The organism is Hymenobacter latericoloratus, from assembly GCF_014199535.1.
Lineage (GTDB): Bacteria > Bacteroidota > Bacteroidia > Cytophagales > Hymenobacteraceae > Hymenobacter > Hymenobacter latericoloratus.
On the sequence record NZ_JACHNV010000002.1, the window covers coordinates 525,985 to 549,555 of the forward strand.

The 23,571-nt window shown below is 59.1% G+C and carries 19 protein-coding genes; 10 read left to right on the forward strand and 9 right to left on the reverse strand.

What is annotated here, in order from left to right; genetic code table 11:
* Nucleotides 1-73: 73 nt before the first annotated feature.
* On the forward strand, nt 74-634 hold the full coding sequence (locus tag GGU46_RS08005; RefSeq protein ID WP_183403019.1) for a GNAT family N-acetyltransferase: 561 nt from the start codon (nt 74-76) through the stop codon (nt 632-634).
* Between the two features lie 8 nt (nt 635-642).
* Here GGU46_RS08005 and GGU46_RS08010 read toward each other — a convergent pair whose 3' ends face one another.
* Both GGU46_RS08010 and GGU46_RS08015 read right to left on the reverse strand, forming a co-directional pair.
* Entirely contained in the window at nt 643-1,749 is a 1,107-nt protein-coding gene (locus GGU46_RS08010) for an FUSC family protein (RefSeq protein ID WP_183403020.1), read from the reverse strand.
* Nucleotides 1,750-1,958: 209 nt separating this feature from the next.
* A complete protein-coding gene (locus GGU46_RS08015) occupies nt 1,959-3,302 on the reverse strand; it encodes a TlpA disulfide reductase family protein (protein WP_183403021.1) in 1,344 nt (447 codons plus the stop codon).
* Nucleotides 3,303-3,559: 257 nt separating this feature from the next.
* On the opposite strand from GGU46_RS08015, the gene GGU46_RS08020 reads away from it, so the two are divergent.
* From GGU46_RS08020 to GGU46_RS08050, 7 genes are all read left to right on the forward strand, one after another.
* Nucleotides 3,560-5,854, forward strand: a complete 2,295-nt coding sequence (locus tag GGU46_RS08020) for an aconitate hydratase (RefSeq protein WP_183403022.1) — start codon at nt 3,560-3,562, stop codon at nt 5,852-5,854.
* 72 nt (nt 5,855-5,926) lie between these two features.
* Entirely contained in the window at nt 5,927-6,847 is a 921-nt protein-coding gene (locus tag GGU46_RS08025; protein WP_183403023.1) for a hypothetical protein, read from the forward strand.
* Nucleotides 6,848-6,922: 75 nt separating this feature from the next.
* Entirely contained in the window at nt 6,923-7,921 is a 999-nt protein-coding gene (locus GGU46_RS08030) for an XAC2610-related protein (protein ID WP_215906285.1), read from the forward strand.
* A 139-nt stretch (nt 7,922-8,060) separates the two neighbouring features.
* On the forward strand, nt 8,061-8,603 hold the full coding sequence (gene xrtK, locus GGU46_RS08035) for an exosortase K (protein ID WP_184093966.1): 543 nt from the start codon (nt 8,061-8,063) through the stop codon (nt 8,601-8,603).
* Complete coding sequence (locus GGU46_RS08040) at nt 8,587-11,436, forward strand: MSEP-CTERM sorting domain-containing protein (protein ID WP_183403026.1); 2,850 nt, start codon at nt 8,587-8,589, stop codon at nt 11,434-11,436. Before xrtK ends, GGU46_RS08040 begins: the two co-directional genes overlap by 17 nt.
* Nucleotides 11,437-11,553: 117 nt before the next feature.
* On the forward strand, nt 11,554-13,566 hold the full coding sequence (locus GGU46_RS08045) for a TonB-dependent receptor (RefSeq protein WP_183403027.1): 2,013 nt from the start codon (nt 11,554-11,556) through the stop codon (nt 13,564-13,566).
* Between the two features lie 83 nt (nt 13,567-13,649).
* Entirely contained in the window at nt 13,650-14,642 is a 993-nt protein-coding gene (locus tag GGU46_RS08050; RefSeq protein WP_183403028.1) for an AAA family ATPase, read from the forward strand.
* Here the strand turns inward: GGU46_RS08050 and GGU46_RS08055 are convergent.
* Complete coding sequence (locus tag GGU46_RS08055) at nt 14,637-15,047, reverse strand: hypothetical protein (RefSeq protein ID WP_215906286.1); 411 nt, start codon at nt 15,045-15,047, stop codon at nt 14,637-14,639. The genes GGU46_RS08050 and GGU46_RS08055 overlap by 6 nt on opposite strands.
* A gap of 149 nt (nt 15,048-15,196) precedes the next feature.
* Here GGU46_RS08055 and GGU46_RS08060 point away from each other — a divergent pair, with 149 nt between their 5' ends.
* On the forward strand, nt 15,197-15,883 hold the full coding sequence (locus tag GGU46_RS08060; RefSeq protein ID WP_183403029.1) for a TIGR02117 family protein: 687 nt from the start codon (nt 15,197-15,199) through the stop codon (nt 15,881-15,883).
* Nucleotides 15,884-16,013: 130 nt separating this feature from the next.
* Here the strand turns inward: GGU46_RS08060 and GGU46_RS08065 are convergent, their stop codons facing one another.
* Nucleotides 16,014-16,262 carry a hypothetical protein gene (locus GGU46_RS08065; RefSeq protein ID WP_183403030.1) on the reverse strand — a complete coding sequence of 83 codons (249 nt, stop codon included), beginning with the start codon at nt 16,260-16,262 and terminating at the stop codon, nt 16,014-16,016.
* Nucleotides 16,263-16,674: 412 nt separating this feature from the next.
* Here GGU46_RS08065 and GGU46_RS08070 point away from each other — a divergent pair, with 412 nt between their 5' ends.
* A complete protein-coding gene (locus GGU46_RS08070) occupies nt 16,675-17,178 on the forward strand; it encodes a hypothetical protein (RefSeq protein WP_183403031.1) in 504 nt (167 codons plus the stop codon).
* Nucleotides 17,179-17,337: 159 nt separating this feature from the next.
* On the opposite strand, the gene GGU46_RS08075 is transcribed toward GGU46_RS08070, so the two are convergent.
* The 5 genes from GGU46_RS08075 to GGU46_RS08095 all read right to left on the reverse strand — a co-directional run bounded on the left by GGU46_RS08075 (nt 17,338) and on the right by GGU46_RS08095 (nt 23,542).
* Nucleotides 17,338-20,172 carry a S8 family peptidase gene (locus tag GGU46_RS08075; RefSeq protein ID WP_183403032.1) on the reverse strand — a complete coding sequence of 945 codons (2,835 nt, stop codon included), beginning with the start codon at nt 20,170-20,172 and terminating at the stop codon, nt 17,338-17,340.
* Between the two features lie 258 nt (nt 20,173-20,430).
* On the reverse strand, nt 20,431-20,691 hold the full coding sequence (locus tag GGU46_RS08080; RefSeq protein ID WP_183403033.1) for a hypothetical protein: 261 nt from the start codon (nt 20,689-20,691) through the stop codon (nt 20,431-20,433).
* Nucleotides 20,692-20,816: 125 nt separating this feature from the next.
* Nucleotides 20,817-21,575, reverse strand: coding sequence for a LytR/AlgR family response regulator transcription factor (locus GGU46_RS08085; protein WP_183403034.1), 759 nt, complete (start codon nt 21,573-21,575; stop codon nt 20,817-20,819).
* A gap of 229 nt (nt 21,576-21,804) precedes the next feature.
* Nucleotides 21,805-22,911 carry a sensor histidine kinase gene (locus tag GGU46_RS08090; protein ID WP_183403035.1) on the reverse strand — a complete coding sequence of 369 codons (1,107 nt, stop codon included), beginning with the start codon at nt 22,909-22,911 and terminating at the stop codon, nt 21,805-21,807.
* 40 nt (nt 22,912-22,951) lie between these two features.
* Nucleotides 22,952-23,542, reverse strand: coding sequence for a DUF7010 family protein (locus GGU46_RS08095; RefSeq protein WP_183403036.1), 591 nt, complete (start codon nt 23,540-23,542; stop codon nt 22,952-22,954).
* Nucleotides 23,543-23,571 lie beyond the last annotated feature (29 nt).

Below are 23,571 nucleotides of genomic sequence, written 5' to 3' on the forward strand. Positions count from 1 at the left end.
AACCGCCTCTTTTAATCGTCCTACCTTTTCTTCCGATTCTGAAGCCGGGAGCTATTTTGCTATACTTGCCCGCATGACCCAGCCCCTGAGCCTGCTCGCTACCCCGCCTTCCTTGGTTCCCGAACTGGAAACCCCCGATTTGCGGCTGCGCGGCCCCCGAATCACCGACCTGCCTGAAGCGGCCGCTATTGCCGCCGACCCGGCCTTTTATCGCTACCTGGGTAATAAACCGCAAACCGAAGAAGATACCTGGCGTCGCATGCTGGGCCAGCAAGGTCACTGGTCGCTGTTAGGGTTTGGGGCCTGGGCCATTGAGGAAAAAGCTACCAGTCGCTATTTGGGTACGGTGGGTTTCTTCGACTTCCAGCGCGACCTGACGCCCTCCCTGAAAGGCACCTTGGAGGCTGGCTGGGTGCTGGCACCCCGCGTGCATGGCCTCGGTTACGCCAGCCAAGCCGTGCAAGCCGCCCTGAACTGGGCCGAGCCGCGCTTTCCTACCGCCCGCATTACCTGCATCATCGACCCTGATAATGCAGCTTCTTTAGGGGTAGCGCAAAAGTTTGGCTTCCGGGAATTTGCCCGCACTACCTACCACTCCGAGCCCATTGTGCTGCTGGAGCGCCCCCGGTCATAGGCGTAGCGCTATGGGGCGTCACTTGGCTTTGCTTGGGAAAAGAGGGGTAGCCTCCGCACTAGCCCTTCACTGAGCCAAAACAAGAGCAGGGCAATAGTGGCTCCGAGAAGCGTATCGAACACCCGCCCCTCCACCGAAATCAGGGTATTGCCAGGGTGCCCGGCCGTGGAGTTCAGCAGCGCCATAGGCGTAATAAACAGCAGGGCCAGCGCATAATTGCGCGCTACTACTACCTCTGTGGCCGCCTGCAACAGCATCAGCAGGGCCACAAGCCATAACCCCGAAGGCTGCTTCAAGGTCAGCAATTCAAAGACCCCAATGCCCAGCAGCGTGCCCATCATGCGCTGCACCGCCCGAATGGTAGTTAGCCGCCGGGAGGCACTGGCTTGTAGCACCGCCACTGCTGACAATACCACCCAGTACGTCCGGTGCGCTCCCAGGGGGCTACTTACCAAGCTGGTAATGAGCACGGCCACCACTACCCGTAGTGCCATTAGGGCGGCTTCCCGATCAAGCTTGAAGCGCGGATACAGCACCCGCAGCCCCGAGGGCGGCCCGTGGCGCTGCCGAACCGAGGGCAACAGCAGAGGCGCAATAATTACCAGGTAAGCCAAAGCAGCTCCCACTGCTACCAATCCTACCAGCGGCAGGCCTGGCAAACCTGCTCCACCTAACTCCTTTGGCCGGGCCAGGTGGGCACTCACGGCGCTTACCAGCACAAACATCATGGGGCCGGGCGGCCCCAGTCGAAAGCCCAGCGCCACCACGCAAGCCACCGCACTTACTACCACCAAGCTTGCGTTGCTCAGCCAGAGGCTGCTAGTGCACGCTACCCCCAACCCCGATGCTAGAACCAACCCAGCCGCTACCAGCGGCAGCAGGTCCATCCGGTCGCGGCGGCTCAGGCTGGCTCCGTACAGGGCAGTAAAGGCTCCTAGCGCTGCCTGTAGTCCCCAGCCTTGGTGTCCTAGCACGGTAAACAGCCCCAACGGCAACCCCAGCGCTAGCCCAGCCTCCAACCCCACCTTCCAGCGCCAGGGTGCCGGGTGAAGCTGAATCAGGCTCCGAATAACCCGCCGCGTGCGGGGTACATAGCGCTGCATAAGGGCTGACATGGACGGGAGAGGGGTAGGAAGCTAAGCAAAGGGCGGGGCGTCTTCAATCGGGCAGACACAGCCGTCATAGCTAACTAACAGTACGAACAAAGTAGGCTTTGGCTACAGAGCAGGGGTAGGAAGTAAGGCCTGATATAGCACAACGGGCCTGCCCTCCAGAGAAGAGCAGGCCCGTTGTAGTGGCTGTTTGATCAAGAAGCTACCAGGGTTTACTCGGCCAGCAGTTGGTCAATAGTTTTGTTGAACTCGGCTACTTCCTGCTCATAGTACTTGCCGGTGCCGGGGCCCGAGAAGCCAGTGTGAATCTTGCGGACCTCGCCTTTCTTGTCGAGGAAGATAGTAGTAGGGAAAGCTAACACTTTCTGCACTTGGGGCAACGACTGGCTGGCGGCATCCTTGTTAGCTTCGCCGGCCACGGCTAGGTCGTAGCCCACGTTCATGCGCTGCTTCATCTTCAGCAGCTTCTGAGCGGCTACTTTCTGGTCGGTGGTGCGCTCGTAGCCCAGCCCGATAATTTCTACCCCGCGCTGCTTGTTCTTCTCGTACCAAGGAGCCAGGAAGTTGGTTTCGTCCATGCAGTTCGGGCACCAGGAGCCCAGAATCTGCACTACTACTACCTTGCCTTTGTACTTGGGGTCAGCAGGTGAAATGCTACCGCCTTCCATGATGCTCGGGAATTTGAAGTCCAGCTTTTTCTGGCCGGGCTTCATGCCGGTGAGGGCGTTAGCGTCGGGCAGTTTGGCGTTCGGGTCGAGGGTAGCCGTCCAGGTTTCGTGGCCTGATTTACCGCTGTAGAAGTCGCCGGAAATCTGGTTGATGTTACCCGGCTTGGCCAGCTTGCCATCGAACAGGAAGCCGTGGCTGCCATCGAAAGTAGAAAGCATAATGTGCTCTTGTCCACCTTTGGTTACCAGGTTGCCCGCTAGGTAGCGGTAGTCGCCGGTCGTTGTCAGGAAGGTACCCGTCAGGGCCGAACTGTTGGTGCTATCTTGGCGGATAATGCCTACGGCCGGATACGTTTTGCCTTCATCGTCGCGGAACTCCACGCGGAAGGTCGCACCCCGCCGCAGGTCGCCAAACATTGACGCCGATTTAGTATCACCCGCGAACAGGGCAGGGGTATCAGTGGTCTTAGTGGCCGTAAATGCCACCCGGTACGGGTCCTTGGCATCGTACTTCACCCAGGCCCCTTTCAGCTTGTCGGCGCCATCAGTACGCACCACCAGTGCGGCATCGAACACACCCAACCGGATGGTGGTGGAGTCGCCCACGGTTTTGATTTCATCCAGCTTCAGGCGTTCCTCACCGTTGCGCAGGTACACGGCTACGGGCTGGTTGTTATTGCCCGCTTCTACATCAAACAGAAACGGAATTTCCTGGCCCTGGGCTGCCAGCACCCCGCGCCAGGTACCGGCCGGCAGGTAGGTGGCATTGGCGCCGGTGGTTTCCACGGGCTCGGTTTTTTCGGAGGAAGAGTTGGACTGACAGGCCACCGCGGCCAGCGCGAGTCCGGCCCCGGCTATGGCCTTGCGTAATGCAATGGCTACGGGCATGGTGAAAAGTTAAAGAAGGTTGATGCGAGGCTAAACTACTACCCCTTGCTATTAGTTTAAGGAAAGCAAGGTCGCGAATGTAAGGCCGGCAGCGCATTCTGCCTGCCAGCAAGGTAGCAGTGCCTTTTGGAATGATTCTAAATCAGGCTTCCAGGGCCGCCCAGGGCCCGAAATTTTAGGCAGCGCAACGACCGGCAACTATATTTGCGTACCTGTTTCCGATAGGTTCGTTCTCTCCACTTTTTCCATTTCGCATTATGGCGTTTGACTTAGAAATGATCAAGGCCGTGTACGATGGCATGGGCTCTCGCATTGAAGCCGCCCGTACCGCCGTTGGCCGCCCGCTTACCCTGACTGAAAAAATCCTGTACGCTCACCTGTACGGCGGCTCTGTTTCGCAGGCGTATGAGCGGGGCGTTTCCTACGTCGATTTCGCTCCGGACCGCGTAGCCATGCAGGACGCCACCGCCCAGATGGCCTTGCTCCAGTTCATGCAAGCTGGTAAGCCTCAGGTAGCCGTGCCCAGCACCGTGCACTGCGACCACCTGATTCAGGCAGAGCGCGGCGCCGACCAGGATTTGGCCGTAGCTAACTCCGAAAACAAGGAAGTATATGACTTCCTGGCTTCGGTATCCAATAAATACGGCATCGGCTTCTGGAAGCCCGGTGCTGGTATCATTCACCAAGTAGTGCTCGAGAACTACGCCTTCCCCGGCGGCATGATGATCGGCACTGACTCGCACACCCCCAACGCCGGCGGCCTGGGCATGATTGCCATTGGGGTCGGCGGGGCCGATGCCGTGGACGTAATGTCGGGCATGGCCTGGGAGCTGAAGTTTCCGAAAGTAATTGGCGTGAAGCTGACCGGTAAGCTTTCGGGCTGGGCTTCGGCGAAAGACGTTATCCTGAAAGTAGCAGGCATCCTGACCGTAAAAGGCGGCACCGGCGCTATCGTGGAGTACTTCGGCGAGGGCGCCAACGCTCTGTCGGCCACGGGCAAAGGCACCATCTGCAACATGGGTGCTGAAATCGGGGCTACCACTTCGGTGTTCAGCTACGACGAGAAGATGGGCGACTACCTGCGTGGCACCGGCCGCGCCGAAATTGCCGATGCCGCCGCCGCGGTAGCCCAGCACCTGCGCGCCGACGACGAGGTGTACGCCAACCCCGGTGCTTTCTACGATCAGCTGATCGAAATCAACCTCTCCGAGCTGGAGCCCTACGTGAACGGTCCGTTCACGCCGGACGCCGCCTGGCCCCTGTCGCAGTTTGCTGCGGCCGTGCGCGAGCACAACTGGCCCGCCAAGCTGGAAGTTGGTCTGATTGGTTCGTGCACCAACTCTTCCTACGAGGATATTACCCGCGCTGCCTCGGTTGCCAAGCAAGCCGCCGACAAGGGCCTGACAGTACAAGCCGAGTACACCGTAACGCCCGGCTCGGAGCTGGTGCGCTACACCGTGGAGCGCGACGGTCTGCTGGATACCTTCGCCCAGATGGGTGGGGTAGTACTGGCCAACGCCTGCGGTCCGTGCATCGGGCAGTGGGCTCGCCACATGGACGACATGAAGCGGCCTAACTCTATCATCACCTCGTTCAACCGCAACTTTGCCAAGCGCAACGACGGCAACCCAAACACCCACGCTTTCGTGGCCTCGCCCGAAATCGTAACGGCCTTCGCTATTGCCGGCGACCTGACTTTCAACCCCGTTACCGACACGCTGACGACTAAGGACGGCCAGCAGGTGAAGCTCGATGAGCCCCAGGGCATCGAGCTGCCCCCGCGTGGTTTCGACGTGGAAGACGCTGGCTACCAGGCTCCCGCCGCCGATGGCTCGGGCGTTCAGGTAATCGTTGATCCGAACTCCGACCGTCTGGAGCTGCTGGAAGGCTTCAAGCCCTGGGAGGGGGTAGATCTGAAAGGTCTGCGTCTGCTCATCAAGGCGCAGGGCAAGTGCACCACCGACCACATTTCGATGGCCGGCCCCTGGCTGAAGTACCGCGGCCACCTCGACAACATCTCCAACAACATGCTCATTGGGGCTATCAACGCCTTCAACGGCGAGGCTAACTCGGTGAAGGACGCCCTGACCCAGGGTACGCCGTACTCGGCCGTGCCGCAGGTAGCGCGTAACTACAAAGCGCTGGGCATTGGCTCGGTGGTAGTAGGCGACGAAAACTACGGGGAAGGCTCCTCGCGGGAGCACGCCGCCATGGAGCCCCGCCACCTGGGCGTGCGCGCCGTGCTGGTGAAGAGCTTCGCTCGTATCCACGAAACCAACCTGAAGAAGCAGGGCATGCTGGCCCTGACCTTCGCCAACAAAGCCGACTACGACCTGATCGAGGAAGACGATACCATCGACATCCTCGGCCTGACGGAGTTTGCCCCCGGCAAGCCCCTGCAGGTTCGTTTGCACCACGCCGACGGCGACACTGACCTCATCACGGTAAACCACACCTACAATGAAGGTCAGATCGAATGGTTCAAAGCCGGCTCGGCCCTGAACCTGATCCGGATGAAAGAATCGGGCGCGGCGCAACTGTCGCAGAAGTAATTCCAGCATTAGTTTTCTGAAAAAGGCCGCTCCAGTTTCTGGGGCGGCCTTTTTATAATGATCAAAAATCATATGAGTAGATACGAACTACATGCCAATCTATCTGAAAAGCAAATAGAGTCTGATTTAGCAGGATACATGGGTTGGATTTCCAAGTCCACTCCATTTAGACTAATAGATATAGATGAGCAGATAACAGGCTCAGATAAAATGATGTTGAATAATGGATTTGCATTCTATATGCAATTCAAGAAGTCGAAGGGTTTAAAATCGATTTCTGAAATTGCATCTTCAACAAGAAAAAATAGGAGTGCTCTAGAAGACATAAGGGAGTTTAGACATAAGAAACATTTACCTGATGATCCTACGCTCTATTTTAAGCTGAGGGAGAAAGCGCAGCACGCATATGATTATCAACATAATATATTACTTAAGTTTGCGAACCAAGCATATTCTCAAGCTTTTTATGTGGCTCCACTTATTTTAGATAAAGAAGAGTATTATAGATGCTTATTTGACTCAGCTAATAGATATGTGGACTTTCCATTTTATTATTATGATTTACAATATCATGTTAAAAATTGGATTTCTTATATTAGCTATGTGCCTATATTAAAAAATCATATTTCAATAATACCTCATGAATCTGTGAATACTTGTGAGCATTACTATTCATATTCTACGGTCGGAACTGACATAGGGTGGCATTCACCGGAGTTGCTATCTGAGCGCCCTTCTAGACTAAGCGACATTTTGTCACAGGAGCTATTTGCTTTGATTAATAATACCGAAAGATTTGTTCCTTTAAATCAGCTGTACGGAGCAATAACATCTATATATGAAGCTGGTGACATAACGTATAATAGCTCTTTGTTAGATGATATTACTGACATCGAAAGGTTGCAGGTTTTCGGAAGAGAACTGTATAAGAACTATGGTATTAGGCAACTGATATGTGCTGTTAATATCGAGTCTATAAATAAATTAAAATGAGAGTTGAATTTATTAAATATCACTTCCCATAATATGAATTGGCTTCACGCGCTTTACATATGTTTGTTATTATTGTTGCTTGCCGCCTACCCCCTGCGGGCGCAGCAAACCTATGTAGTCGATGATTTCTCACCGGGCTACTTCGGCAAAATCTACATTCAAGATACGGCGGAGGTGTTCAGTCCCGGCTGGGTTGCCATTTACGACAAGAAGACGAAGAAAGAAGTAGTCAAGATTGAGTCGGAAGAGTTGGCGCTGTCCCTGCATAACGGCAAAGTGCAGTCCAATATTCAGGAGGTGCCTTACGGCGAGCAGAGCCTGATTATCAGTGAGGATTTTAACTTCGACGGCCGGCCCGACCTTGCCATTGAAGATGGGCAGAACAGCTGCTACCACGGTCCTTCTTTCCAGATTTACCTGGATCTGCCCACGGGTCTGAAGCACAGCCAGGCGTTTACGGATCTGGCCCAGGACTACTGTGGTATGTTTCAGGTAGATGCCAAAACCAAGCGCCTCTACACCTCAACCAAGAGTGGGTGCTGCTGGCACCAGGACTCAGAGTTCATTATTCGCAATGGGGAGCCGTTTCTGGTGCGTCAGGTGGAAATGGACATGATGCGGTTTCCATTCCAGACGACTACCACCACTACCTGGAGCGGTACCCGCATGGTGCAGACCACCAGCCAGGAACTGTATCTGGAGGACGAAAGCACCCGGGTAGTCTGCTCATTTCAGGTTGCTGGCAATGGCAAGCAAGCCGTGCTATTCACCACCGATAATGACCTGGCGTTGTACTACGCCCTGCTGCGAAAAGATGGGCAGTTGGAATTTACTTATCCTGAGTTTGGAGCTGAAACCGACAAGTTTACTATTCAGGTAGCTTCTGGCATCACCAAGTTGCGCTTTGCGAATAAGAGTGCTCAGTACACCGTGCAACAAGCCTCCAATGGCGCGCTCAGCATTCAGGTGAAAGTAGGGGGTAGGGTAGTGGAGCTACGGGAGCAACCAGGCACCCGTAAAGGCAGCCTGCAGCCCTTGCTGAAGCTGAAGCCGGAAAACCTGAGTCGGATCTAACGAGCAGCTGGGAAGCGAAAGTTTAATGATGAAGTGGTTTATCAGGTAGTAATGTTATTAGTTTATGAAACTTTGAAATACAAAGTACTTTACAATATGTTTGTGCGTTCATTACTGTGTTCGTCTTTATCAGCTAGCTATGAATACCTCACGCACAAAAGCCTCAGTGCTATATGGCAGCATAGGAGCTGGCTTTTTGCTCTTAAAGTTTGCTTACGCCGACGCTACATCCACTGACCTGTTGTGGCTGTTGGGCCCCACGAATGCTTTAGTAGGAGGGGCGCTAGGCTCTGGTTCCTTCTTTGATCCGGCCCAAGGATTCGTGCATCCCGATCTACAGTTCACCATCGACAAGTCCTGCTCAGGCTTCAACTTCTGGTTGGTATGCACAGGCTTGCTGCTTGCTATTGGGGGGCGGTACGCTGGGCCTGGCAAACGGCTAGGGGCCGGGTGGCTGTTGAGCTTGCCCGTGCTTGGCTACCTAATAACCATACTGGTGAATGCCTCCCGCATTTTGTCGGCGGTGGCCCTGCAGCGGCTTATTCCGGGGCTCGGACAGCGCTACGCCTGGGCGCATCAGGCAGAAGGCGTGCTGGTGTATCTGTTTTTTCTGATTCTTATCTACGGCGGCTTCCGGCTGCTTTGCTCCCGCTACCTCGTTTCCTATGCAAAACCTGCTTAATCCGAAATGGCTGTTTGTGCTCAATACGCTTCCGCTGGTCGTGCTGGCGTTGTTGTTGGGCGCGGAGTATGGTGTTATTCATACCCTGTTACCCCCTGATAGTAAGAAGCTGTGGCTGGTGCTGGGCAGTTTGTTGGTTGGCTTAGGGGTAGTGCACGCAGGCTACGCTGGGTGGCAACTAAAGCGTAAGCAGCCCCTGCCAGCACTTTACGGTGCGCTGACTTTGGCCGCATATATAGCGTTCCTGTACCTATACGGATACCACCTGGACCACTTATTCCCGCGGGAGGTGCCGCGCTGGATGGTGCCGGGCGAAATGCCGCTGTATGCTGGCACTTTCCTGATGCCCACCCTCGCGCATGCCGCCCTCGTCATTCTGCTCAACTTAACCCCAGCCGACCAGCCCCACCGGGCCCTGCCCAATTTTGGAGTTGCCCTGGCCGTGCCGGTCGGCGCCTACCTATTCGGGCAACTGGTGCTCCCGTGGTGGCGAGTGCCCGGGGGCCAGTTTGGGCAACACGCGCTGGTCGTGCTGTTCATAACCGGAACCCTGGTTTTCCTGTTTTTCCTGGCCCGCGGCGTGTATATTCTGCTGACCCGAAAAGCGGGGGTGTGGGCTGAGTATCAACTCCTCTGGAAGGTGCTGATTACGTTGGTGATGCCGGTGCTCGGGCTGCTGGTTAATTCAGGAGTTCTTTTTAGAGACTTAGGAGCCCCTGCCAGCGGCATCTTCGGGAATTTCCACGGTTGGTGGTTTTATGGGCTGGCCGTACTGAACGGGGCGCTGCTGTGCGTGCCCGCCCCGACGGATAAGTGGTGGCGCCTAGCCTTGCTGGCCGGCCGAAGCTTCACACTGGCTTATACACTGTACTTTTTTCTCGTCTTCCTGCCGTTCCTACCCCTATCCGTCGTTGCAGTGGTGGCCGTAGGGGTTGGCTTCCTGATGCTGACGCCCCTGTTGTTGCTACTGGTGCATTTGCGCGAGCTAAGTCAGGACGTGGAGGTACTACGAACGTATTTCTCACGCCGACTTGTGATAGGAGTATTGATTGCCAGCAGCCTATTGCTGCCCCTGGGCATTACGGCCAACTATCTGTACTGTCGCCAGGCCCTGCACCAAGCCCTGGCCTATATCTACACTCCGGATTACAGCAAGCCTACCCCTCAAATTAATGCCAACCCGTTACTCTATACCCTGGAGCGGGTGCGGGCGCACAAGGACCCTAGTGCCAGTGTTTTCGGAAGCGAGCTGCCGTATCTCTCCACTTACTTCAACTGGTTGGTGCTCGATAACCTCACGCTGTCAGAAGAAAAGTTGCAGCGACTGGAGCAAGTGTTCGGCAGTGAGCGGCCGGTGTATAACCGGGAACAATTTCAAAGGGAGGAGCCCGAGGAGGAATCACGCCCCCAGCTAACCAAGCTAACCAGCCGCAGCCACTACGATGCCCGGCAGGCGGCCTGGAGCAGCTGGGTAGATCTGGAAATTACCAATCCAGACCAGTGGGGCAATGCGGAATACCACACCACACTAGCGCTGCCCTTAGGCTGCTGGGTGCAGGAGTACTACCTGGATATGCACGGCCGCCGCGAAAAAGGCATTCTGGCCGAAAAGAAATCGGCTATGTGGGTATTTGCGCAAATCCGGAATGAGCAGCGCGACCCTGGCATTCTGTACTACCTTACAGGCAACCGGCTAGCCCTGCGCGTATTCCCGTTTGCGGCCCGGGAGGTGCGACGCACCGGTTTTCGGGTGCTGCACAAAGAGCCCGTAGCTCTACAGATTGCCGGACAGACGGTGCAACTGGGCGAAGTGGCTGCTTCCGCTACTCAACCACTTCGGCAATCTGTTACTACCTCCGGTGGGCAAGTGGTATATCTGAGTGCCACCGCCAAGCAAGCCCTACCGCTAGTACAGCGTCGGCCTTATTACCACTTTTTGCTTGATGCCTCAGCTACTGCAAGCGCAAAGCCCACGGTGTATCAGCAACGCATAGAGAGCTTTCTGCAGCAACGGCCGGGTGCCAAAGCTACCGCCCGTTATAGTCTGGTGAATAGCGAAATAACCACCTTGCCTGCCGGAACAGATTGGCTATCTGCCTGGCAAGCAACACCAGCTACTGGGGGCTACTACCTGGAAGGGGCTATGCAACGCCTCTTAGCGGAAGCCTGGCTCCACCCAACTCCGGAGTATCCCGTGCTGGTAACCGTTACAGGGTCGTTGGAGTGGGCAGTGCTGCCCGCCAATTTTGCTGCGTTGCAGGCGGCTACTCCTGAGCAGTCTACCTTTCTGGTGTTGGCCGCCGATGGCTCCGCCCAGGCTCATTCTTTGCTGCAGCATTCCAGTCAGCCGCTCCTGCCAACCGAAACCCCGGCGGAGGGTAGGGCCGTACGGGCCTGGCCGACGGCTGAGCAGCCCCGCGCCTACCTGCCCGACAACGAGCAACCCTCGGTGGTGCTAGGGGCAGAAACATTCTACCTACCCCCTGCGCTGGGGCAAACCTGGCAGGATGGCTTGTGGCTGCAGGGCTACCAGCTATACCAGGCACGCAACCCCGCTGCCGCCGAGCCCATGCGCCTGGCAGCCATTCGGGGCAGCTTCCGGTCGGGCATTCTGAGCCCGCTTACTTCCTACCTGGCTCTGGAGAACGAAGCCCAGAAAGCCGCCCTGCTGCGCAAGCAGAACGAGGTGCTAGCCGGCAACGCCGCCTTGGATGTTGATGATGACGTGCAGCGCATGTCGGAGCCGGAATTGTGGGTATTGCTGCTAGCGGTAGGGATATGGGGGCTGCGAAACTGGTATCGGCATCAGAAAGGGGTCGCCCTAGCGAAGTAGGCCGAATAGCCGCTGTTGGGCAGTAGAGCAGAACAATCATAAAAGTGAACCGCCGAGCTTCGGCCGCTTACCTTTGCGCCGCGTGGTTTCCCGCCGATTCTGCCGCGCCGTTCCTGCATGAAGCATCTTCTACTCCCCGCCTCTCTTCTGTTAGCCGCTACCCCCGTGGCGCTGGCACAAACTCCGGTAACACCAGCAGACTTCACGGCTACGGACAGTACCCAGGCGCTGCCGGAGGTGGCCGTAACCTACCGCGCTGGCAGCCGCACGCCAGTTACGTTTCTGAACCTGAGCGGGCGGGAGCTAGCGGCCCGCAGTGTGGGTCAGGAGCCTTCTTTCCTGCTAACTCAAACGCCAGGCGTCACGGCCTATTCCGATGCCGGCAGCACCCAGGGTTACGCTTACTTCCGCCTGCGCGGCATCGACCAGACCCGCATCAATACCACCTTGGATGGGGTGCCGCTCAATGAGCCCGAGGACCAAGGGGCCTATTTCTCGAACTACCCCGACCTGTTCAACTCCCTAAGCAGTGTGCAGATCCAACGGGGGGTAGGCACTACCCAAAACGGCGTGGCCAGCTACGGTGGCAGCATTCAGCTGTTCTCTCCCTCGTTGCTCGACTCAGCCCGCACGACGTTGGGCGGGGGCTACGGCTCATTTGGAAGCTACCGGGCTTTTGGCGAGTACGCCAGCGGACGGCGAGGACGGACGGCCTTATATGCTCGGGCCTCCCACCTGCACTCCGATGGCTATAAGGAACGCTCGGCCAATACCTCGCAGTCGGTGTATGTTAGTGGAGGGCTGTTTTATGAGAAAACCAGTTGGAAACTGAGTGTGCTGGCCGGGCAGCAGCGTAACCAACTGGCCTGGCTGCCCGTGCCCGACTCGGTGCTGCGCCGCAACCGCCGGGCCAACGCCAACGGAGCCGAAAACGACCGGTTTCAGCAGGCCCTGGTGCAGCTCCAGAACCGGTGGCTGGTGGGTAGCCGCTCGGAGGTGAATACCAGTGTGTACGCCTCAAGCCTGCGCGGGGGCTACGATTTCGACCTGAATACCTTCCTGGGCCTGCCGCCCACCACGGAGCTGTACCGCTACGATTTCCGCTCGGGCCTGCTCGGGGCCTTCAGCACCTATACCTACCGCACCGACCAGCTAACCTGGACCAGCGGCCTGCACCTGAGCACCTACAAGCGCCGCCACCTGGGTAGCGAGCAAACCGCCGGAGAGCTGTACCGCAATACGGGCTACAAGCGCGAGGGCAGCGTATTCAGTAAAGTTGAGTACCAGTTGGGCCGCCTTACCCTGTTCGGGGATGTGCAGGGCCGGGCCGTTTCATTCCGCTACGCCGGCAGCGTGCCGCTGGAAACCCTGGAGTGGCGCTTCTTGAACCCTAAAGTGGGCGCCAGTGTGGCCGTGGGCCAGGGTACCACCCTATATTACACCCTGGGCCGCACCGGTCGGGAGCCTACTCGCAATGACTTGTTCGGGGGCAACGATGACCTGCTGGCCGACAGCACCGGCCAACCTCTGCTCAGTAGCACCCGCGCCGAGTACGTGAATGACCACGAGCTGGGAATCCGGTACCGGAGCGCTACTTTGGAGGCGAGCTTGAACGCCTACTACATGGATTTTCAGAACGAAATCGTGCTGAATGGGCAGTTGGGGCCGAACGGATTGGCGCTGACGGATAACGTGGAAAGCAGCCGCCGGACCGGGCTGGAGGCCACCGTGCGCTGGCAGCCGCTGCCTCGCCTCACACTTACCAACAACTCGGCTTTCAACCGCAGCCGCATCCGGGAGCAGGAGCAGTCCTTCCGGCCTATTCTGACCCCGGCGCTGCTTATTAATCAGGAAGCTACCTACCAAACCGGGCGCTGGTTGCTGGGGGTAGCAGGCCGCTACCAAAGCCGCTCCTACCTCGATTTCGCCAACTCCGCCGCCATCAGCGGGTACGCTCTGCTGAATGCGCGGGTGCAGTACGCCCGGCCCCGCTGGGAGGTAACCCTGTTCGGGAACAACCTCACCAACACCCGCTACTTTAACAACGGCACGGTAGAGCCCGATGGCACCCGCAAGTATTTCGTGCAGGCTCCGGCCAACTTCTACCTCGATGTGCGCCTGCATATCTGAGCCCCTGGCAAACTGTACTACAAGGCTAGGCACTTTACTTACTTCGGGAGGGTAGGGGCGCGTAGCTTCCTGCCCCGGCACCTATGACGCACGCATTCGTATTCGGAAAATTTCTCCCCTTTCACCAGGGGCACGCCGCCCTCATTGACTTTGCCCGCCGCCACTGCGACTACCTGACGGTGCTGGTGTGCGCCAGCAACCACGAAACCCTGCCCGGCACGCTGCGTGCCCAGTGGATACAGGACACCTATGCGCACTGCCCCGAGGTAAGCGTGCAAGTACTGGACTACCGTGAGGAGGAATTACCGAATACCTCAGTTTCTTCCGAGGCCGTGGCCCACGTCTGGGCCGATACATTTCGGGAGGTAGTACCTGGAGTTTCGCTGGTAGTCACCTCCGAGCCGTATGGGGCGCTGGTAGCCGCCCGCATGGGCATTCGGCATCTTGATTTTGATAGGGTACGGGCGCAGGTGCCGGTATCGGCTACGGCTATCCGGCAGGGGATGCGGGCGCAGTGGTCCTACCTGCCCGCGGCGGTGCAATCCTACTACCGGCGTACGGTAGCTATTCTGGGCACTGAATCGACGGGCAAAACCACCCTGACCGAGCAACTGGCCGCGCATTTCGGAGCCAGTTTCGTGACGGAAGCCGGCCGCGACCTGATTTCGGACTCCACCAGCTTCAATCGGGCCGATCTGCTACTTGTGGCCGACGAGCACGCCCGGCGCATTGCCGCTGCCCGCACCACGGCCGGGCCTTTGCTGCTGCTGGATACCGACATTCACATCACCCAGTCTTACGCGCAACTAACACAAGGCGCCTACCTCCCGGTACCCGCCGAAACCTACGTCCGCAACCGCGCCGACCTCTACCTCTACCTGCTGCCCGATGTACCCTTCGTGCAGGACGGCACCCGCCTGCCCGCCGCCGAGCGCCTCCACCTCGACGAAATTCACCGCCAAACGCTGTCCGACTTTGGTATCGAATACAAGGAAATTGGCGGCGACTGGCCCGCACGGTTCCAGCAGGCAGTGGCCCTAATAGAGGAGATGCTGCGCGCAGCCGGCACGCTATGAGGCAGCTACCGTTTCGGCCCGCGCTTCCCGGGGCTTCTGCACCAGGTAGTAGTACAGTAAAATCAGTAAGCCCGCGAGGAAGGGGAGCAGGGCTAGGTGCTTGCCCGTGGCACCGCCGCCTAGCTGCACCGTATCAAAGCCCACAAACTCGCTGATCATCCAGTAGGAGTTAGCCGAAATCCAGAACACAATGGCCAGGTTATGGGCCAGCTCGGCCTTGATGCTACGAGTGCGCCAAGTGATAAGCACGGCAATGAGCAGGGTAGGAAAAACCATAAGAATGCCCAGGGGTTTCCACACCATGCACCAGCCGATATCCTTGAGCAGCCAGAACAGGATGTGCAGGTTCTCCATGCGGCGGTACGGAGCCGGGATGGTATATAAGTGGTCGTTGGGCTGACTCATGGGGGTAGGGAAAGCACGAAGATAACTTGAGCCTACGGGTCAGGAAAGCTGAAAATCGGCTAGGTTGCCACGACCAAGGCAGGCACGCGGCTTTTTTCGCGCTGCTGCGTATGAGGTCCTGATTTCAGTTGTACACGTAAGTTCTTTTTATGCCCGATGCTTTTCGGAAAGTAGCCAAAGGAGCCGCCTACGTAGGCGGTGGAGTAGTGGGGGCGCTGGCCCTGTACCTGGCCGCCGCGGTGGGCCTTTCTGCTGTTCCCGTTGGTCGCCGCAACTCGCCCGAAACCGGCGAAATTGAAGCCTACATCCTCTCCAACGGCGTGCATACCGACGTGGTAGTGCCCGTACGAACCGACCAGATGGACTGGACTCAGCTGGTTTCCTACTCCGATACACCTGCCATGGACACCACCCGCAGCTACGTGGGGTTTGGCTGGGGCGACAAGGGCTTCTATCTGAACACGCCCACCTGGGCCGAGCTAAAGCCCAGCACCGCCGTAAAAGCCATGTTCTGGCTGAGCACTACGGCCATGCACGCTACCTTCCACCACGAGCCCCAACCCGGCCCCGACTGCGTGAAAGTGCTGCTGACCCGCGCCGAGTACGCCCGCCTGATTAGCTTCATCAAAAAGAGCTTCGACTACGACGCCCGCGGCCGGACGGAGCTCATTGGGGGCTACAGCTACGGGCAGCACGATGCCTTTTACGAGGCCACGCGCACTTACAACCTGTTCTATACCTGCAACACCTGGGCCAACGACGCCCTGAAGGTATCGGGGCAGAAAGCAGCCCTCTGGACGCCTTTCGATTTTGGCATCTTCTGGCAATACCGCTAGCAGCTTAAGGGCCGGAGTTCTAGGCTTAATGCTTCTGCTCGCAGCAGGCTGAAGCCTGGAAAAGAAAAACCCGGCTGGTTTCGCGCGGAGCGACACAGCCGGGAGTGGAGGGTGGAAAGGATGAAGGCAGCTAGTTCAGCCACACTTGGGCCACCGTTTCGAAGCGGTGGCGGGCAAAAGCCCCGTAGGGGCGCTCGGCGTAGAAGCCCAGCACATGCACCTGCACCTCGCCGCTACGGGCATTGCGGCGCATCTGGATGGGGTACACCTGGCCGGTAACGGGCCAGTCTCCGATGTGGTCGGCGGGGCGGCGGCTGGCATCAACGCAGCGAGCATATTGCTGCACGGGAAGCGGGACAGGAAGCTTTACTTTCGACATATCCAAAGATAAGAATATTGACGTTAATAAGCTAAAAATGTTGGGCGTATTTTTCAGATGTGATATTATGTATTTTATGCCGTAAAAGTTGTGATAATGGGCTTTGGTATATAAAATAATTAAGTTGACGTTTAGGGGTTATATACTGTTGAGTTAGAGCCTGAGCGCATTTAATTTGCTAATAATATTAGTTTATTGCGGCAGTAAAAGGTTAGGGGGTAAGCAGGATTTGAGCGGACAGCCAACGACTGCTGTGCTTCGCTCTTTGCCATCAGCACCCCGCAAGACTGAGTAGGCGTCTTCGTGATCTGAATTGTGGGAATAGTAGCAGGCATTGCGTATCTAGCTGCCGGATTGCCCCGGAAGCGGGCTGCTGATCTTATCGTAGCTTTTACCATATCACCTTCGTTTCATGCGTATCGCTTGCTTGTTCTACTCCGGCGTTCTTATAACAGCCCTGGGCCTGGGGTCGTGCAAAGACCCCAAAGAGCAGGAGCCGGCGCCGGCTCCCAATACCGTTTCCTATAAGCTGAATGGGGTGAAGCGTGCAGGAACCGCCCGGGCCACGCGTACGCCCATCACCATAACTGACCAATCGGGCTCCTATGCGGGCGAACGGCTGACGCTGCGGTTTACCTGTGCCTACGGCTCTAAAGGCCTCAAAACGGAGTACGTGACTATCAGCTTTATGAAGGCCGCCACGGCGCCCGACGATGACTTCCGGGTTATGTTTACGCCGGCTATTGACCTGGCTGCCGATGGAGGCACGGTCAACTACGTCACGAATACGCGGCTCCACGTGAGAAAAATCAGCACTGGGGGCTTTTCCGGTACTTTTTCGGGCGAGCTGCCTGCTGCTACTGGCCGGCCCGCCAGTGCCTTCACGGAGGGCGTCTTCACCGACGTGCACCCCTAGGAGAACCTACCGCGGCTGCCCACCCCGCGTGCTACTTGCAATCCGGCAGCAAGGCAACGCCTCTGCCGGGCCTGGAGGCACTGCCAAGGCTCAACCACTAGGACAGTAAGCTACGAAAGGCGAAGCTGGCACCGTAGCTAACGGAAAACTTCCCTGGGGTTAAGGCTGCCGCACCACCCGCCGGGTAACGGTGCCACCAGCCGTGCCTATCTGAATCAGGTACACCCCTGCCGGGTAGGCGCTTAAATCGAGTGGGATGCTGGGGCCGGTGGGCACACTGCGCACCTGGAGCTCCTGCCCCAGCGCCGAGAGTACCCGTACCGTAGCCGCCCCCGCGGGCAGCTCCACCAGCAAGCGGCCGGTAGTGGGGTTAGGATAGAGAGCTACCTCCAGGGCCCGGGCCGTACGCACGGGCAGAACCTGCTGGTAGCGGGTAGCGGCAGCATCGGCGGCGGCTTGCAACTGGGGGAATGAGGGTGCTGCCAGCACGGCAAAAGCTACCACCGCTGAGTCGGCAGGGGCGAGGCGGACGAACGTGGCGCCTACCACCTGCGAGGCATCGGTGCCGACCGGTAACCCGCTGGTTTGCTGGCTGGTGCCGCTGTTCAGCGTCAGTAGTTTCTCGGCGGCGCTGAAGCCATCGGCCAGGCGCACGGCGGTACCGGCGGGTGCCTGGTTGTCAATGGAATAAACGCTGGCCTGCCCGCCCGAGAGGTGCCGCACCCCGGCGTAAAGGGTGGGTTTGGCCGGATCGTAGAGGTAGCCCAGGTGGCGGGCTGCGTCCCAGGTGGCCGTATTGCGAGCCGGCTCGCCGGGCAAATCCCAGTCCATGTACAAGCCCACGTGCAGGGGCCTGAGCGTGTCGGTTGTAAGATTCGTGAGGGTGTAAGTCAGCACCACGTAGTCGCGGTGCGGAGCGGCGGCCCAGGCGTAGCCCCGCTGCCGCACCCGCACGCCCACGGAGCGCCCGTTGGTAAGGCCGGGCAGCGAGTCTTGTAGCACCCCGTAGGCTTCCTGGTCGGCCCGCAGAGGTTGGGTCCGCATGCTGGCGCGAACCAGCGCGGAGAAATCCTGGTCGGCGCCGCGCCGGTCGTTGCGCACGTTGTCAGCTACGCGAGCTGTGGGCGTAGCAATCAGCAACCCTCCTTCGGCCAGCAGCGGCGCGCTGCCCCGGTAGCTGACGCCCTCGCCCACCTCGGAGCCCAGGCCATCATACCCCAGGTTGCCGCGGCTGGTAAGGGTAAGGTGTAGGTTGTTGGCATCCAGCACCACGTAGTCGGGGTTGAGGATGAGAGTTTCGTACTGGTCCTCCTGGTAGCCCGTGGTGGCATCCTGCAAGCGGTAGCGGAGTACAGCGCGGGTATTGAGGGGCACAGCAGCGGCCACGGCCAGCCGGAACGGAGCCCTGGCGTTGCTGCGCTGGGCCAGCGTGGCCAGCGCCCCCACTTCAAACGCACCCTGGCGCACGGTAATGTACGGCGAAAGCGAGGTAAGCGTAACCGTCAGGTTCATGACGGGGCGGAGCAGGTTCTGGACTGTTACGGCCAGCTGCAGGGTATCCTGGAGGGCATAGGCGCGGCGGGCGGGCGCGGTGGTGCGGCTGATTACCCGCGCCGACTGCTGGGAGGTTTCCGTGAGGGCGCGCAGCACATTGAGGCGGCCCGACCCAATGCGGCCCGCGTAGGCCACGTTGCCGGGCAGGGCGTTGATGTTGTCGGTGGTGCGGCGCAGCTGGGCGGCAATCTGGGCGGCGTTGTACTGCGGAAAGTGCGTGCGCAAGAGCCCTGCCGCCCCCGACACCAGCGGCGCCGCAAACGATGAGCCGCCTACCCCCACGTAATCCGTATCCGTATCGCCCCAGGTAGTCAGGATGTTGATGCCTGGCGCCGAAAGATCAACGCGGCGGCTGTAGGTGGCATTGGAGCTGCGCTCATCTGAGGGCTGCAGGGTAGCCACGGACAACACGTGGTCGTAGCTGGCGGGAAAAAAATCCAGCTCGGCGGGCGTGTTGCCGGCGGCGGCCACTACCACCGCGTCGCGGTTTACGGCGGCGTAGGTAATTACGTCCTGCTCGAACTGGGAGCGGCTTCCTACCCCGCCCCACGACAGGTTGATGACCCGGCAGCCGTGGTCGGCGGCGTACACAATGGCCTCGTAGCCCCCAAAGCTACCGGTGGCAGTGTTGGGGTAAATCTTGAGGGGCATAAACCGGCACCGAAACCCGACGCCCGTAATACCCTTGCCGTTATCGGGGGCGGCGGCGGCGGCGCCGGCTACCAGAATGCCGTGCACGCTGCTGGGGTCCCGGGAGGGGTTGTTGTCGTTGTCCGCGAAGTCCCAGCCGTAGTAGTTATCCACGTAGCCATCCTGGTCATTATCAATGCCATCAAGTGGATCCCGGCGGTTAAGCTGCAGCTGGGTCTTCAGGTCTTCGTGGGTCAGGCGGGTGCCCCCGTCCACAATCCCGATAACCAGGCTGGTGTCGCCTTTGCTAATGTCCCAGGCGCGGTAAGCCCGAATGTTTTTCAGGTAATATTGCCCGTTGGTGAGGGTAGAGTCGGCCAGCGGATCATTGGGTTGGTACAGCATAGGGTAGCTGTACAGAGGCTCGGCGTACTCTACCGCCCCGGTTTTGCGCAGGGCCCGGCAGGCTTCTTCCACGGGCAGAGCAGCCGGCAGATCAGCCTGAAAAACCAGGCCCAGATTTACGGCGCCTAGCTGTTGGGAGCTGGGCGGGGAACTGAGCGGAAACTTAGGCCGCACGTTGCGGGCGTTCAGGCGGGCCAGGGCCGCGTTGAGGGCGGGCGTGCGGGTTTGCTCCGGAATGTTGCGCTGCTGCGCCGCCGCGGCCTTCAGCTTGAATACCAGCCGGCCCGGAATAATGGTTCTGGCCGTGGCCTCCGCGGCCGGGCTTTGCCCGTGGAGCGCGGCGGGCAGTAATACCAACCCAGTAATGCAGCAGCGGAAGAAAAAGCGCAGTAGGGATAGAGGCATACGCAACGAAAAAAACAGAATAACAACCCGGCCGTGCCCATGCTCAGGGCCGGGCTTGGTAAATTTAACTATTCCGAGCCAGCTCCCGGGTAGGCAGTGTCTGCTTTTCGATAAACAGCGGCTGCCGACCCCTGGGAACCTTGGTTTACCGCGCCGGCCGCGCTACCCGCTTCCCGGCCAGGCCCCGCCGCAATAAAAAAAGGAAAGGCCGCCCGTATGTACTCAGGCGGCCTGCGGAAGGCATGGAGGGCGGCCGCCTTACCGGCCGCCCTTGCTGTACTTGTAGCGCTTGGGCGCATTCACCATCCGGAACTTGTGGGGGTTGTTCGAGTTCAGATCGATGCCCAGCCCGATGGGGCTGTGGTTGCGCTTAAATTGGGATTTGTCGTTGGAGCGCCGGCTTTTCTCCATGGAAACCGAGCGGTATTCCCGGGGCTTTTCCATGGCGGTAGTATCCTGGGAGCAGGAGGCCGAGCCCAGTAGCAGGGCCAGGGCAGATAGGAGTAGTATAGGCTTCATGAGAGCAAAGGCTAGGAACGAAAAAACGGACTGCCGCGGGGGCAGCTACCTGAGCCTGTGTACTATAAACGGCCCCAAAAGGATGCAGTCAGTCCGGAATAATCCTGAGTCTGGCCGCGCGCCGCCTACAAACTCAGCATCTCCCGAAACCGCACCGACTGCTGGCGCGATACCTCTACCTCCGGCCCCCCGCGCAGCCGGATTTTCAGGGAGTTGCTAAACCAGGGCTCAATGCCTTCCACCCACTTCAGGTTGATGATCTGCTGGCGGTTGGCCCGGAAAAACACCCGCGGATCGAGGCGCTGCTCCAGGTGCTGCAGGGTGCGCGGAATCAGGGGGCGGTTTTGCTCAAAGTAAATCTGGGTGTAGCTGCCATTGATTTCAAACAGCCGGATGTCGGAGAGCCGCACAAACCAGCACCGCTCCCCATCCTTCACAAATACCTGGTCGTGCTCCGTGAGCAGGGTAGGGGCCGGCTCCTCCGGCGGGGGCGGCCCGGCCACCCCTGTTTCCGCGGCCACGGCCGCGGCCGTGGTCTGTTTCAGGCGGGCTTTGGCCAGGGCGGCCGCCAGGCGGTTCTCCTGAATGGGCTTGAGCAGGTAGTCGAGGGCATTTACCTCGAAAGCCCGCAGGGCGTACTCGTCGTAGGCAGTAGTGAAAATAACGCGGGGCGCCACGTCCAGCGAGGCGAGCAGCTCAAACCCGGTTTCGCCCGGCATGTGGATGTCCAGAAACAGCAGATCCGGCTGCAGCTCCCGCAGCTTTTCGCGGGCTTCCTCGGCGTGGCGGGCTTCGCCTACCACCGTCACCTCCGGAAACGCCTGCAGCAAGTGGCGCAGCTCCGTCCGGGCCAGGCGGGAATCATCAACAAGTAAGGCATTCATGGAAGTGCGGGATGTACGCTGAATATTCATGATTTCATGGATTGCCCCGGCTGCCCCACCTCCCGCCCGACGCCAAAGGCGTCCGGCCGGTTGTCGTTGCTGACACCCACCCGAGGGGTTTGGGCCGATGGAGGGGGTAGGCGGAAGTGGCGCGAACGGCGCGGCCGGCAACCGGGCGGACGCCTCCGGCGTCGGACCGGGGCGACGCTGCAGTATAGCGCCAAAGGCATCATCCTGCGGCGGGGGCCAGGGCAGCGGCGGCCGGAACCACGGCGGCCACCGGCAGCTGCAGGTGGGCTACCACCATGTCGGGGGTGTGCGGGTCGTTGGCGAGGTGCAGGTGGGCGGCGGGGCCAAAAAGCAAGGCCAGCCGCTCGCGGGCGTTGCGCACGCCTACCCCCTCGTGGCCCGGCCGGGGGGCGTAGCGGCCGGTGTTGCGCACCGTCACGTGCAGGGTGTTGGAGTCGTTGAGCTGGGCGCAGAGACGGATGACGCCGCCGGCCGGCCGGGGGGCCAAGCCGTGTTTAATAGCATTTTCTACCAGCAGCTGCAGCGTCATGGGCGGAATAAGCACCGCAAGGGCGGCCGGGTCCACGTCCAGGGAGTAGTGCAGGCGCTCTTCCAGCTGCAGGGCCTCCAGCTGCAGGTAGTGCTCCACAATTTCCAGCTCCCGGCCCAGGGGCACCTGCTCGGCGCTGTTGAGCTGAATGGAATAGCGCAGCAAGTCCGAGAGGTGGGTAATCATGTCGCGGGCCCGGGCCGGGTTTTCCATCACCAGCGCCCGGATGTTGTTCAGGCCATTGAACATGAAATGAGGGTTGATCTGGGCCTTGAGCGTGCGCATCTCGGCCTCCTGCACGGCGGCGGCCAGCTTCCACTTGTCCACCTCGGCCTGCCGGAAGCTGGTGAGGTAGTGCCAGCCAAAGTAGAAGCCGCTCCACAGCCACAGCAGAATGTTCACGTTGATGGCGTAGCCGATAAACTGGGGCCAGCCCTGGGGGCTACCCCCCGCCCGGGGCCGGATCAGCAGAATGATAATGGCCCATATTAGCACTTGGCTCAGCACCGAGAGCACCGCGTTGGCTACCAGCAGCCGCCCTAGCAGGGGTAGCGGCCCCAGCCGCGCCCAACCGTTGCCCCGGATGTGGTAGCGCAGCCAGTGGGTGATGCCCAGCATGGTGGCGGCAATGGTGAAGTTAATCAGTAGCATGTCGCGCGAGCGGGCCCCCATAAAGGCGAAGGTCACTGCGCAACCCACAAAGTACAGGCTCCAGCCCAGCAGCTGACAGCGCCAGTAGAGGCGGCTAGGAGGCGGAACGGCAGCGTAGGAAAGCATAAAATTAAAGCAACGGGGTAAGCAAGCAGGCGGCTGTAAGCTATTGGGCCGGCAGTACCGCCGGCACGAGGTAGGCTTTCTTATTCTGGCGGTACGAAACCACCAGTAGCCCCCCCAGCACCAGCAGGGCGCCGGTAATAAACACCGGAATCAGGTACAGTTGGCTTGGCTCCGTGAGGCGCAGGCCCAGCACCAGGCACCCCACCGGAATTATGCCGGCCATAACGGCGAACGGGCGGGCGTTGTAAAACCAGGCGTACGGGAAGAAATGCGCGCCCGTAATGATGCCGTAGGTCATGATAAAGTGCTGCGGATACTTGCTGTAGATAAAGATGAGGAAGGGAAAATAGAACAGCTGCGCGAAGTTGAGCCAGAGCCCCAGCGGCTGCAGGGGGTTGTGGGGCAAGGTCCAGGTGGTGCCCAGGGCCTTCGAGAGCAGCCAGGCCAGGGGTAGCGTGGCCGAGCCCAGAAAGAAGGTGATAAAGCCTTTCTGAGCCAGGGTGCCGGGCAGCAGCCACACCACCGCAATGGCGGCCCACACCACACTGGCGGCCATAATAAAATCGAGGCCGTTTTTGGCCTTCACGGATAGCTCCAGCTTCAGGGCTGCAAATTCTTGTTGGCGTAGCATAGAATAAAGGTTTCTCAGCAGGGTAGGGT